Raw genomic sequence first — 13,293 nt, 5'->3', positions numbered from 1 at the left:
TTTTTTATGCATTTATTTTAGTTTACTCTTGAAGAGTCTTGAACTAATGAATTCATTAATATTGATATTACTTTTTTGTTTTCCATATTTGTAGCTTCAATTAAACTACAGTTCCATGAAGATTTAATAGCATTATCAGGAGCAATCTTTTTAAGATAGAATTTAACCGAGCTATTTTTTTTAGCAATAATGTTGCCTAACAATTGTATTTTATTTAAATTATAAAACTCAAAAGTAAAATCGGTATGTTGTTTATGATCTCTATTCTCACAACTAAACTTTTTATTGTTTAAACTAAAAGTAGCTGGAGAAGATGTTTCATTAACAAGTTGTAAAATGTAGTAATGTGTTTTTTCAGTATTTGGCCTATCGCTTTTTTCAGCAATAAAAAGTTTATATTGTTCTTGTCCTGAAACAAAAAGAATACCAAAAAAGAATATACAAATAGTTAAAATATTTTTTTTCATACTTTATAGTTTAATTTGCTAATATCAAAAAAATGAAAACAAACTAATACTCTAAAAATTCTCTGGAGGGATATACCTTAAATATAATTAGGGTAACAGGTTTTAGGTTTTGATTTGGGATCACAATTGTTTAATAGCAAAACAAATTAATAATAATGTTATTTATTAATCAAATAAAGAAGATAAATCACTAAAATATTCGTTTAATGGTCAAAACCACACGATTTATCGTTAATACGCAAATAAACACGATTAAAAGAAGTAAAACAGTATTTTTAATTAGGCATTCTAAATCCTGTTGGGATAATGAATTGACTGATTTTGAGCGACCTATTAAAAAAAGAGGAATAGTGGATGCTAATTTAGTTTCTAATTATCTTAAAAACAGTGAGATAAATCCAGAGTTGATTTTATGCAGTTCTGCAGAAAGAGCAAAATTAACAGCAGAAATTTTTATTAAAAATTTGGCCTTAGCAAGTGTAAACATTAAGTATTTAAAAGAATTGTACGATTTTTCAGGAGAATCACTTTTGCGGGTTATCGAGTCTTGTAATAATTCATTCGATAGTGTGATGATTTTTGGGCATAATTTTGCACTTACAAATTGTGCTAATAATCTTGGTGATACTCATATAGAAAACGTTACTACATCTGGCTTTGTTAAGATTAATTTTGAAGCCAATAGTTGGAAAAACTTACCTAAAGGAAAAACAGAGAAAATTGTATTTCCAAAACATTTAAAATAGTGCAAATAATAGAATATATTTGTGTTGAAATTTTATGAAAATGATTAAAAAAACAAGACCAAACTACACTTATATTAACAGGGAATTAAGTTGGTTGCAATTTAATGGAAGAGTTTTGCAAGAGGTTGCAGATGAGAATGTTCCATTAATTGAACGTTTGCGTTTTTTAGGTATTTTTTCTAATAATCTTGATGAATTTTTTAAGGTACGATATGCTACTGTTAAACGTATAGATGAAGCAGGAAAAGCAGGTAAAAATCAATTAGGAGGAATTAAAGCTTCAGATTTACTTGAAATTATTACGGAAACTGTTATTAAACAGCAGTCTGAAAGTTTAAGTATTTTAAGTAACATTCAGTCTAAATTAAAAACTGAAGATATTTTTATTGTAAAGGAAAATCAAATCAGTATAAGTCAGAAAAAATTCATAAAAAATTACTTTATTCAACATGTAAGTCCTGCGTTAGTTACTATAATATTAAACGACGAGATTAGAATTCCAAATCTTAAGGATAGCGCTGCTTATTTGGCTATTAATATGTCTTTAGAAAATAATGATAACCAATATGCATTAATTGAAATTTCTAAAAACATGGATCGTTTTGTTGTGCTTCCAAAGGAAGGAAACAAAAATTACATAATAATGCTAGACGACCTTTTGCGTTATTGTTTAGATGATATTTTTAATATTTTCGATTATAAAACCATTTCTGCTCACATGATTAAAATTACTCGTGATGCGGAGCTCGATCTTGAAAGTGATTTAAGCAAAAGTTTTATGGAAAAAATTAGCGATAGTGTTAAAGATAGACAAGATGGTGAGCCTGTGCGTTTTGTTTATGATAAGACCATAGATAAAGAAACACTAAGTTTTTTAATGGCAAAAATGGGAATTGAAAGTTCAGATAGTATTATACCTGGAGGACGATACCATAATAGACGTGATTATATGAGTTTTCCAAGTTTAGGGAGAGCAGATTTATTATACAATAAAATAGAGGCTTTACCAGTAAAAGGGCTAAGTTTAGAAACTAGTATTTTCGAAGCTATTGCTAAAAAAGATTATTTGCAATACACTCCATACCATACTTTTGCATACACAGTGAAATTTTTAAGAGAAGCAGCTTTAGATCCCAAAGTTAAAACTATAAAAATTACAATTTATAGGTTAGCACAAATTTCTCACGTTGCTAGTTCGTTAATTAATGCAGCAATTAACGGTAAAAAAGTAACAGTTTCTATGGAAATTCAAGCACGTTTCGATGAGCAAGCAAACATTGATTATGCAGAGCAAATGCAACGAGAAGGTGTACAACTTATTTTTGGTGTTCAAGGTTTAAAAGTACACAGTAAAATGTGTATAATTGAACGCGAAGAAAAAAATAAAATAGTACGTTATGGCTTTATAAGTACAGGGAATTTTAACGAGTCTACTGCAAAAATATATACAGACTACACGCTATTTACTGCAAATCAGAAAATATTAAAAGATATAAATAAAGTCTTTAGTTTCTTTTCTGTTAACTATAAAGTGTATAGATTTAAACATATAATTACCTCTCCTCATTATACAAAAAATGCATTTTTTAATTTAATAGATACTGAAATAAAAAACAAGAAAGCAGGAAGACCTGCATATATCCGTTTGAAAATGAATAGTATTTCAAGCTATAAAATGATAAATAAATTATACGAAGCTAGTAATGCAGGTGTTAATATAGAGATGATTGTTAGAGGTATTTGTTGCCTTGTTCCTGGAGTTAAAGGAATGAGTGAAAATATAAAAGTAGTGAGTATCATAGATAAGTTTTTAGAGCACACAAGATTGTATGTTTTTTGTAATGATAACACACCCAAAGTGTATATTTCTTCGGCAGATTGGATGACTAGAAATATTGAAAATAGAGTAGAAGTAAGCTGTCCTATTTACGATAATGATATAAAAGACGAGTTAATAGATACATTTGAAATCTGCTGGAAAGACAATGTTAAATCAAGAATTTTAGACAAGAATCAGAGCAATACTTATAAACAAGATAATAACGATAAAATAAGAGCGCAGTTTGAAACGTATAACTACTATAAAAAACAATTAAATTAATGCTTAAAATACTTAAATATGCCGCAATAGATATAGGTTCGAATGCTGTAAGATTACTTATTTCCAGTATTGTAGAAGAGAAAAACAAACCAGCGCGTTTTAAGAAAACGTCGTTGGTAAGAGTACCTATTCGTTTAGGTTCAGATGTGTTTATAAATGATGAAATTTCAAAGGAAAACACTAGCAGAATGTTAGATACAATGCAAGCCTTTAAATTGCTCATGAAAACGCATCGAGTAGATAAATATAAAGCTTGTGCAACCTCTGCAATGCGTGAAGCTAGTAATGGAAAAGAAGTGTCAGATTTAATTAAGCAATCTACAGGAATAACTGTGGATATTATTGATGGAGAAGAAGAAGCTACAATAATAGCAGCAACAGATTTAAGTAACTTTATAGATAAAAATAAAACTTATTTATATGTAGATGTTGGAGGAGGAAGTACAGAGTTTAGTGTTATTTATAATGGAGAAAAAACAGCATCAAGATCCTTTAAAATAGGGACCGTTCGTTTGTTAAACGATATTGTGAAAAAAGAAACTTGGTTAGACTTAGAGCAATGGGTTAAAAAAGAAACAAAAGAACACGATGCTATAGAGGTTATAGGTTCAGGAGGAAACATTAATAACATTTTTAAATCATCAGGAAAAGCAACAGGCAAACCACTAACATACTTTTACTTAACATCATATTATAATATGTTGCAAAGCTACTCTTACGAAGAAAGAATAACAGAACTTAATATGAACCAAGATAGAGCAGATGTTATTATTCCTGCAACTAGAATTTATTTATCTGCAATGAAATGGAGTGGAGCTAAAGATATTTATGTTCCAAAGATTGGATTAGCAGATGGAATTATTAAAAGTATGTATAAAGAAACTATTTTAAGTCATACAAAGTTAAAATGATACACTTTATCTTTTTATTGTTTAAATTCTATAAAAAAAAATTATATTAGTGCTACTTTTAAAATCAACTAAGAATATATAAAATTATAAAACCAACTTTTATGAAAAAAATAGTATTTATCGCTGCCTTTGCAATGTTTTCAATTTACGGCTTTTCTCAAAATGCATTATATGGAGTTCGTGCAGGCGTTAACATTTCAAATTTAGATTTTAAACCAACAACAGGTTCATTTGAGAATATGCATAGAAATGGTTTTGCAATTGGTTTTTTTGCTGAATACAGTTTATGTACAAGCTTATCTTTAGCGCCAGAAATTCAATTTTCTGCCGAAGGAGCAAAAGAAGAATCTATTCGTATTGATTATATTCAAATGCCAATATTTTTTAAGTATAAAATAGCAGAAAACCTTTCTATTGGCTTAGGACCTCAAGTAAGTTTAAAAGGACATGATTACGAAGATGGGTTGCAAAACTTAGGATTTTCAGGTCTTGCAGGATTAGAATATATGATTTCAGATGAATTCTTTTTAGATTTTAGATACTCTTATGGATTAACTAACATCTTTGATGATGAAACTAATTTAGAAGCAAAAAATACCAATATGCAAATAGGATTTGGTGTGAAGTTTTAACCAAACCAATTTATATAAAACTAAAAAAATCCAATACAATTTGTATTGGATTTTTTTTATGCAATAAAGGGATTATGTCTATGTCTTTTTTTAATTTTGTTATAAAAATACAACAGTAGTTTAAAACTCTATAATAGTGTTTAATTATATAAATATATTATCCATGTATCGTTTCACTCTTGCTTAGATCTTTCATTATTTCTGCTTCATATTCTAAAAGCGCTTGCCACTTTTCATCAACTTCTGTTCTATCTCCATATTGTCTAGCAAAGCCTAAAAACATTGTATAGTGGTTCGCTTCGCTTACCATTAGTTTTTTGTAAAATTCGGCTAACTCTTTGTCTGCTAATTCTTCGCTAAGTAGCCTAAAACGCTCACAACTGCGTGCTTCAATTAAAGCAGCATACAATAGTCTATGTACCAATTGTGTCGTTCTACTACCACCTTTTGGGAAAAACTGAAGCAATTTCGCTACATACTCATCTTTACGATCACGACCTAGAACCCAACCATTTTTTAAGATTAAATCATGAACCATTTTAAAATGGCTAATCTCTTCTTTTACCAAAGCAACCATTTCTTCTACTAAATCTGAGTACTCAGGAAAGCTTACAATTAAAGAAATTGCAGTGCTTGTTGCTTTTTGTTCACAAAAGGCATGATCTATTAAAATCTCTTTAATATTTTTTTCTACTATGTTTACCCAACGTGGATCTGTTGGTAATTTAAGTCCTAACATAATTTATATTTTTTTTTCTACTTCATCAATAATGCGAATAATTCTATACTTTCCATCTTTTTCAATAATTAAGTTGAAAAACTCACATTGATCTGTCTCAGGTTTACAGAAATTAACATTAATTGTAATATTAGAATTTAATAATGATTTCTCCTCGTTAATCCAAACACCATTCATATTAGTGTCTTTTAATAATTCAGAAAATGTGTTGTCAAATTCAGAAAAGGTTTTTTTATCAATTAATTTATCAAATACAATTCCATTGTTAGTTACAACAATCGTTGCTTTGCTATCTCGATAGAAGTGTTTATGAGTTATATTATCTGCCTTAAATTCATTTAAATAACTGCTTTCCATATCTGTATAGGATTTAATTTTTACAGTAAACCCATTACTTAAAATAGTGTCAATTTTAAATTCGTTATATTTTTCAGGAAAGTACTTTATGTCTTCAGAAAAAGAATCAAGTAGTTTATGTTCTTTTAAAACGTCTGTATTAGATTTATATACTCGATCCTTACCATCGCAACCAAGAAATAAAATACTTACAATTGTTAGTATGAATAAAATATTTTTCATTTGAAGATTATTTATTTTTATGTCTAGAGGTTAAGCGGTTTTAAGTCTTTTTTTTTAAAGATCTAAATCAAAAGTTTTCCTTAACAACTCAATATTAGGATTCTTTTCTTTTAACTTTTCGTATTTATCCTCTGGAGTATATGCAAATTTCTTTTGCATTTCTTCATTTATCTCAATATCTAAATTAATATCGTAGTTCTTTAAACGCTTTCTTAGAAACTGTAATAAATCGAAAGACTGTCTTTCAACTTCTACTTTATTTGTAGAATTAGGGAACGTTAAATGTATAGTTGTTCCTTTTAAAGTAGGTTCGTCTATAGATAGTATTGCTGCAAGATTCATTTTACCTTCAGCTTCTATTTTTGTAACAAAAGTGTTCCAAGCTTCGGTTAATTGTTCTTGAGTAAAAGGTTCTTTAGGTAAATCTTCATCATCTACAACAACATCCATTTGCCTTATTTCATGCTCTTTTTTAGCACGAATGCTTTTTAAAGATAGACCAGAAGTACGTTTAGTATCTCTGTTTAAAATAATTTTAGGCTTGGTAACTTCTGGAGTTACAACAGGTTTAGGAGTACTATCTGCAATAATTTGCGATTTGTTTTCTGTAACTTCTTTAGCAATGTTTACAGTTGGCTCTAAAGGTTTTTTAACAGGAATAGGAGTAATACCAACACGTTTAAAATAAGATGGCGGAATTATGAACCGACTGCTATTTTTTTTTTCTCCATCGAAAGTGATAGAGGCAAGTTGCATGATACAAAGTTCGACGAGCAGTCGTTGGTTTTTACTAGACTTGTATTTTAAATCCGTTTCGTTAGCTAGCTCAATTCCTTTAAGTAAAAAGGATTGTGATGCTTTTTTAGATTGCTCTAAATATTTTTCTTTGGTTTTATCTCCAACTTCTAACAGCTCTATTGTTGCAGGATTTTGGCAAACTAATAAATCTCTAAAGTGAGAGGCTAAACCAGCAATATAATGGTGTCCATCGAAGCCTTTAGATAAGGTATCGTTAAACTGAAGTAGTAATTCTGGTATTTTATTTTCTAGTATTAAATCTGTACTCTTAAAATATGTTTCGTAATCGAGTACGTTTAAATTCTCTGTAACTGCTTGTCGTGTTAAGTCTTTTCCAGAAAAACTAACAACACGATCGAAGATAGATAATGCATCACGCATAGCTCCATCTGCTTTTTGAGCAATAATATGAAGGGCATCATCTTCTGCAGTAATGCCTTGTTCTTTTGCAATATACTTTAGATAATTTTTAGCATCTTTAACTGTAATACGTTTAAAGTCGAAAATCTGACAACGCGATAAAATCGTTGGGATAATTTTATGTTTTTCTGTCGTTGCTAATATAAAAATGCAATGCTTTGGTGGTTCTTCTAATGTCTTTAAAAACGCATTAAAGGCTGCTTGAGAAAGCATATGTACTTCATCTATAATATAGACTTTATATTTTCCAACTTGCGGAGGAATACGTACTTGGTCTGTAAGACTTCTAATATCGTCTACCGAATTGTTAGACGCAGCATCTAACTCAAAAATATTGAAAGCATAATCCTCTTCTCCAGTTTCTGTGCCATCGCTATTTATCATTTTTGCAAGAATACGTGCGCAACTGGTTTTACCAACACCACGAGGACCTGTAAATAATAAAGCTTGTGCTAAATGATTATTTTCAATAGCATTTAATAGCGTGTTTGTAATAGCAGATTGCCCAACAACGTCATTAAACGTTTGTGGTCTGTACTTTCTGGCCGATACTACAAAGTGTTCCAAATTATTTATGCTTTTTAATTATAAATTAGAATTTCAAAGTTAAAAAATTCAAAGTTAAGATTTACGTTTTTTGAAACTTAAAATTAGTAGGAGTTATTAACAATAAATAGTAAGGTTTACATTTTATTTATTAAAAATATTATGGTGTTATAATTATTAATTGTAATATTGCAATGAACTAATATAGTAGAAATGGGATTAGCTAAAACCGAAATGTTTACAGATGAACAAAATGAAATTGCTCTTTTTGCAAAAGTTTTTGGGCATCCTGCAAGAGTTTCTATTTTACAACACTTATTTAAAATAGATTCTTGTGTATGTGGTGATCTTGTTAATGAAATTGGTCTGGCTCAGCCTACTATTTCACAGCATTTAAAAGAACTTAAGCATTTAGGTTTAATTAAAGGAAGTGTAGAAGGAACAAGTGTTTGTTACTGTATAAACACAGAAAATTGGTCGGATATGAAAAAAATTATGTCTCAGTTTTTAGACCAAGACATTACTAAAACTGAATGTTGTTAAAAAAATTTAATCTATTAATCGTATTATCGCAATAAACTAATGTAAATTATGAAATTATCACAAGTAAAATTAACATTAAAAGAATTGGAAACCATAGGTTTTCAATTACCAGATGGAACTTTAGTTCCAAATCATTTTCATGTAACCGAAGTTGGTAAAATAACAAAACATTTTATCGATTGCGGTGGAACAGTAAGAAATGAAGAGGTTGTAAACTTTCAATTATGGAATGCAAATGACTATGACCATAGATTACACCCAGAAAAATTGTTGAATATTATAGAACTTTCTGAAAAGGTATTAGCTATTGAAGATTTAGAAATAGAAGTAGAGTACCAAGCTGATACTATTGGTAAATTCGGACTTGATTTCGATGGAAAAAATTTCTTACTAACTAATAAGGAAACTGATTGTTTAGCAAAAGATCAATGTGGAATTCCTGTAGAAAAGCCAAAATTAAAAATTTCAGATTTAAATAGCGAAACAAGTTGTACTCCAGGAGGAGGCTGTTGTTAATTTAGTTTTATAATAAGAACAAAAGCATGAAAGTAACAAAGTCAACTACACTTTTTCTAGAAATAAAAGAATTAATTAAAGGATTAAATACTGAAACTATTTTAGAAGAACGGAAAGTAGTTTTACAACCGCTAATAGAATTTATTCAAGAAAAAGCAAGTGCCAATAAAGAGATTAGAATAAACTTTATATGTACTCATAATTCAAGAAGAAGCCATTTGTCTCAAGTTTGGGCACAAACAATGGCTAACTATTTTAATATTAGAAATGTGTTTTGTTATTCTGGTGGAACAGAAGCTACAGCTCTTTTTCCTGTAGCTGCCCAAACATTACAAAACTCTGGTTTTAAAATAAAGATGATTTCTGAAGGGAATAATCCAATTTACAGTATAAAATATGCAGATAATGTACACCCAATAATTGGTTTTTCTAAGAAATTAGATGACGATTTTAATCCCAAAGCTGGATTTGCTGCAATCATGACTTGTTCGCAAGCAGATGGTGGTTGTCCTTTTATAGCAGGTGCCGAAAAACGAATTCCTGTAACTTTTGAAGACCCGAAAGCATTTGATAATACACCACAACAAGCAGAAAAATACAATGAAAGAAGTTTGCAAATTGCAACTGAATTATTTTACGTTTTTTCTAAAATAAACTCTTAAAATGCCAAGTAAAAAATTAAGTTTTCTTGACAAAAATCTAACGGTATGGATATTTGTAGCAATGGCTTTTGGAGTTGGGATAGGTTATTTTTTTCCAACATTTCCTAATGTTATAAATTCATTAAGTAGTGGTACAACAAATATTCCTATAGCGGTTGGTTTAATATTAATGATGTATCCACCTTTAGCTAAAGTTAACTATGCATTATTACCCAAAGTGTTTAGAAATACTAAAATACTTTCTATTTCACTTATATTAAATTGGATAATTGGCCCTGTTTTAATGTTTGTTTTAGCGATTACGTTCTTACGCGATTATCCCGAATATATGGTTGGACTAATTTTAATTGGTTTAGCACGTTGTATTGCAATGGTTTTAGTATGGAATGACCTAGCAGAAGGAAATAGTGAATATGGAGCAGGTTTAGTTGCTTTAAATAGTGTTTTTCAAGTGTTTGCATATAGTTTTTATGCTTGGCTATTTATAACTGTTCTTCCTCCTTATTTTGGGTTTGAAGGTGCTATTGTAGATATTTCTATTGGCACAATAGCAGAAAGTGTTGCTATTTACTTAGGACTCCCATTTGTAATGGGAATATTAAGTAGGCTAATTTTAGTAAAATTAAAAGGAGAAGAATGGTACACAAATAAATTTATTCCAACCATTTCACCACTTACTTTAATTGCCCTTTTGTTTACAATTGTAGTTATGTTCTCACTTAAAGGAGAGCTAATAGTAGAGATTCCCATGGATGTTTTAATTATTGCAGTGCCATTACTTATCTATTTTACATTAATGTTTATTATTGGTTTTTTTATGACAAAAGCCACTGGTGCAGATTATGATAAAACGGCATCAGTAGCTTTTACAGCTGCAGGAAATAATTTTGAATTAGCAATTGCTGTTGCTATAGCAGTTTTTGGACTAAATTCCGGCCAAGCTTTTGCAGGAGTAATTGGGCCTTTGGTAGAGGTTCCTGCATTAATTTTATTAGTTCGCGTGTCTTTTTGGTTGCGCAAAAAATATTTTGTAACCATTAAAGATTAATATGGATGGTAAGATTTTTAACACTCAAATATCTAAATATATATAGATAGTAGTACATGTTAATTGTACCTTTGTATCTAAGTAAATCGCCTTATCGCACAGATATTTATTGTTTGTGAGGAAAGTCTGGACACCATAGTGCAATATAGTGGTTAACAGCCACCAGCCGTGAGGTTAGGAAAAGTGCAACAGAAAGTATGTACAGGTCATGCTGTAGTGAAACCAGGTAAACTCTATTAGGTGCAATGTCATGTAAACTAGCGTTTGAGCGTGCACGCGCGAGCTAGAGGGTAGGCAGCTAAAGTATATTGGTAACAATACGCGTAGATAAATGATAAGGGTCAAGACATGATTTATCATCGTTTTGTAACAGAATCCGGCTTATAGATTTACTTAAATAAACAAGCCCTTTGAAATTTTCAAAGGGCTTTGTTTTATTATGTTATTTTCTACGCTATACTATTCTTCTTCATCGCTACTAGGCAGTGTAAAAAAACTAAACATATTAGCTCCGTAACTTTTAGAGTGGCTATAATTCTTAGAGCTAGAAATATCTGTGTATTTAGAGTGTTCAACTATTAATAAGCCATCAGCGTCTAATAAGTCGTTTTTAAAAATAAGCTCTGGAATTTTAGAGAATTGCTCGACAGTAAAATCGTAAGGAGGGTCTGCAAAAATAATAGTAGCTTTAGTTTTGCTTTTTTCTAAAAATTTAAACACATCACTTTTTATGGTTTGTATTTGCATGCCAAAACTCTCGGCTGTTTCGTTTATAAAACGAATACATCCAAAATCTTGATCTACAGATGTAATGTTTCTTGTACCACGAGAAGCAAATTCGTAACTTATATTTCCAGAGCCTGAAAATAAATCTAACACAGAAACATCCTCGAAATAATACTGATTGTTTATAATATTAAACAAAGATTCCTTTGCCATATCTGTAGTTGGGCGAATAGGAAGCTTTTTTGGAGCTGTAATTCTTCGGCCTTTAAATTCTCCTGAGATTATACGCATTTAAAAATGAGTTAAAAGTGTGAAATGTGAATGGTTGTTTTTTATGTCTTCGGTTACAGCAAAATTATCTTTCCTGCTACCAAAACTAATATGTCTAACATATTTGTATAGTATGTTGTAAAACGCATTGTCTTTAGTAATAGAGCCTAACAGTACCGTTTCAATTACTTCAGGATTGAGGCTTAATTGTTCTGCTGTAAATAATACGTAGTAAATAAAGTCTTCTACTGTATGGTATTCAAAAGTATTATAAAGCGCTAAAGTACCTTCTTTGATAACAATAATCTCAAAATGAGTAGTATCTACATGAATATACATTTTGTTTCCGCTAGCATTCTTTTCTTGAGCTAAAATTTCTTCAACTAAAATGGTAGAGTAGTGTTTGTATGTAAAATCTCCAAAACGTTCGTAAATGTAGTTGTTTACGTTTACATAAGGTACATAGACGTTTATGGTTTCATTTACAGAAATGGAATCGAAAGTTATAAAATCTGTTTTAAGTATTTTAGAATTAAGTTTTAGGTAATCTGCAATTGCATCTTCATTAAACAAAGGTTTTGGAACCAATGTAGCTAATTCATTTACATGAATAACTTGTACATTATCAAAGTCTTCATTTAGCCATTCTTCAGTATTAAAAGCATGCTTTACAGCATCAAGTAATTCGAAAGGTGTTACTTTTTTATCGAAAACAACATGTTCAATTTTTAAAACTGACTTGTCTTGAGTGTTTAGGATACAAAAAGAAAGTCCATTCAAACTTATTTGAATGGACAATGTTTTATAAGAAATATGTTTACTAATATTAGTCTTTGATTGGATCATAAACTTTAGGCCAGTTTCCATTTACTTTTACTTCATCCATAGAACCAATTTTAATAGCATCGCCATTAATTTCTTCTACAGAAAATGCATTTTCTTCTTTCTTTATTAAATCTTTAGGTTGATCGAATAAAATATCTTTTTTCCAAGCTACAGCTTCAAATACTGGTAATTCTTTACCTTTTTCACCAGTTATTCCTGCTTTTAATGCGAATGTTGTGCCTTCTTTTGTAAAAGGAATATTCATCATTGTTTTGTAACGATTCGATTTTTTAAATAATGAATCTCTTACAGAAACGAAATCTAAAGTATCTGTAATTGTAATTTCTTTGGTATATTTAATTCCACCGTAAGCCTTAGTTTTTTCTTCATCTAAAACGGTAGAATCTCTACGCTCAATAATAGCAAATTTTCCTGTTTCAATAAATTTAATTAACTCATTGTAGTTACCTGTAAACTCACCGTTTACTTCTTTGTATGCTAATTCCGAATCTCTAATATCTACTAGATTCTTAATAACCGCAGCGTAACGGTCTTGTTTAATGTTATGAAACTTAATTTCATCGTAAACAGAATTAAAGGTTAAGTAGCCTAAAGCAAAAATACCAATCCAAAGTAAAATGGATATTGGTGCCTTTAATTTTGAAGGAATAAACTTGTCTATTGCCCAAACAATTCCAACAGTTAGAAGAATTACAACTATTACAGCAATTATTATCATCATAATTTTAATTTATTTAGTTAAT

General features: G+C 29.7%; 15 protein-coding genes and 1 other RNA gene. 9 read left to right on the top strand and 7 right to left on the bottom strand.

The window, feature by feature from the left end:
- Window positions 1-17 precede the first annotated feature (17 nt).
- Entirely contained in the window at window positions 18-467 is a 450-nt protein-coding gene (locus tag CW733_RS05555) for a hypothetical protein (RefSeq protein WP_100996258.1), read from the bottom strand.
- 206 nt (window positions 468-673) lie between these two features.
- Between CW733_RS05555 and CW733_RS05550 the strand changes: the two genes are divergently transcribed.
- The 4 genes from CW733_RS05550 (at window position 674) to CW733_RS05535 (ending at window position 4,857) form a co-directional block, all read left to right on the top strand.
- Entirely contained in the window at window positions 674-1,213 is a 540-nt protein-coding gene (locus CW733_RS05550; protein ID WP_100996257.1) for a histidine phosphatase family protein, read from the top strand.
- A 40-nt stretch (window positions 1,214-1,253) separates the two neighbouring features.
- A complete protein-coding gene (gene ppk1 / locus CW733_RS05545) occupies window positions 1,254-3,314 on the top strand; it encodes a polyphosphate kinase 1 (protein ID WP_100996256.1) in 2,061 nt (686 codons plus the stop codon).
- Entirely contained in the window at window positions 3,314-4,225 is a 912-nt protein-coding gene (locus tag CW733_RS05540; RefSeq protein ID WP_100996255.1) for a Ppx/GppA phosphatase family protein, read from the top strand. Before ppk1 ends, CW733_RS05540 begins: the two co-directional genes overlap by 1 nt.
- Window positions 4,226-4,326: 101 nt before the next feature.
- Window positions 4,327-4,857, top strand: a complete 531-nt coding sequence (locus CW733_RS05535) for a porin family protein (protein ID WP_100996254.1) — start codon at window positions 4,327-4,329, stop codon at window positions 4,855-4,857.
- 157 nt (window positions 4,858-5,014) lie between these two features.
- Here the strand turns inward: CW733_RS05535 and CW733_RS05530 are convergent, their stop codons facing one another.
- The 3 genes from CW733_RS05530 to CW733_RS05520 are packed head-to-tail and all read right to left on the bottom strand — an operon-like array spanning window position 5,015 to window position 7,960.
- Window positions 5,015-5,596, bottom strand: coding sequence for a tRNA-(ms[2]io[6]A)-hydroxylase (locus CW733_RS05530; RefSeq protein WP_100996253.1), 582 nt, complete (start codon window positions 5,594-5,596; stop codon window positions 5,015-5,017).
- Window positions 5,597-5,599: 3 nt separating this feature from the next.
- A complete protein-coding gene (locus CW733_RS05525) occupies window positions 5,600-6,175 on the bottom strand; it encodes a hypothetical protein (protein ID WP_100996252.1) in 576 nt (191 codons plus the stop codon).
- Window positions 6,176-6,229: 54 nt separating this feature from the next.
- Complete coding sequence (locus CW733_RS05520) at window positions 6,230-7,960, bottom strand: DNA polymerase III subunit gamma/tau (protein WP_100996251.1); 1,731 nt, start codon at window positions 7,958-7,960, stop codon at window positions 6,230-6,232.
- A 192-nt stretch (window positions 7,961-8,152) separates the two neighbouring features.
- Between CW733_RS05520 and CW733_RS05515 the strand changes: the two genes are divergently transcribed.
- The 5 genes from CW733_RS05515 (at window position 8,153) to rnpB (ending at window position 11,108) form a co-directional block, all read left to right on the top strand.
- Entirely contained in the window at window positions 8,153-8,482 is a 330-nt protein-coding gene (locus CW733_RS05515; protein ID WP_100996250.1) for a helix-turn-helix transcriptional regulator, read from the top strand.
- A 48-nt stretch (window positions 8,483-8,530) separates the two neighbouring features.
- Entirely contained in the window at window positions 8,531-8,998 is a 468-nt protein-coding gene (locus CW733_RS05510) for a DUF6428 family protein (RefSeq protein WP_100996249.1), read from the top strand.
- A gap of 26 nt (window positions 8,999-9,024) precedes the next feature.
- Complete coding sequence (locus CW733_RS05505) at window positions 9,025-9,660, top strand: low molecular weight phosphatase family protein (RefSeq protein WP_100996248.1); 636 nt, start codon at window positions 9,025-9,027, stop codon at window positions 9,658-9,660.
- Window position 9,661: 1 nt separating this feature from the next.
- Window positions 9,662-10,708: an ACR3 family arsenite efflux transporter gene (gene arsB, locus CW733_RS05500; protein ID WP_100996247.1), complete on the top strand. Its 1,047-nt coding sequence runs from the start codon at window positions 9,662-9,664 to the stop codon at window positions 10,706-10,708.
- Window positions 10,709-10,786: 78 nt separating this feature from the next.
- Window positions 10,787-11,108, top strand: an RNA gene (gene rnpB / locus CW733_RS05495) — RNase P RNA component class A.
- A gap of 59 nt (window positions 11,109-11,167) precedes the next feature.
- On the opposite strand, the gene CW733_RS05490 is transcribed toward rnpB, so the two are convergent.
- The 3 genes from CW733_RS05490 to CW733_RS05480 are packed head-to-tail and all read right to left on the bottom strand — an operon-like array spanning window position 11,168 to window position 13,271.
- Window positions 11,168-11,725, bottom strand: coding sequence for an RsmD family RNA methyltransferase (locus CW733_RS05490; protein WP_100996246.1), 558 nt, complete (start codon window positions 11,723-11,725; stop codon window positions 11,168-11,170).
- The gene (locus tag CW733_RS05485) at window positions 11,726-12,550 is read right to left on the bottom strand and encodes a DUF3822 family protein (RefSeq protein ID WP_100998688.1); all 825 of its coding nucleotides are present in this window, start codon (window positions 12,548-12,550) and stop codon (window positions 11,726-11,728) included. It abuts the gene before it with no gap.
- Complete coding sequence (locus tag CW733_RS05480; protein WP_100996245.1) at window positions 12,531-13,271, bottom strand: hypothetical protein; 741 nt, start codon at window positions 13,269-13,271, stop codon at window positions 12,531-12,533. Before CW733_RS05480 ends, CW733_RS05485 begins: the two co-directional genes overlap by 20 nt.
- Window positions 13,272-13,293 lie beyond the last annotated feature (22 nt).

Origin of the sequence: Lacinutrix sp. Bg11-31 (assembly GCF_002831665.1) — a bacterium.
Taxonomy (GTDB): domain Bacteria; phylum Bacteroidota; class Bacteroidia; order Flavobacteriales; family Flavobacteriaceae; genus Lacinutrix.
Note: the sequence above shows the minus strand (reverse complement) of the source record. Positions and strands in the feature narration are given on the sequence as shown.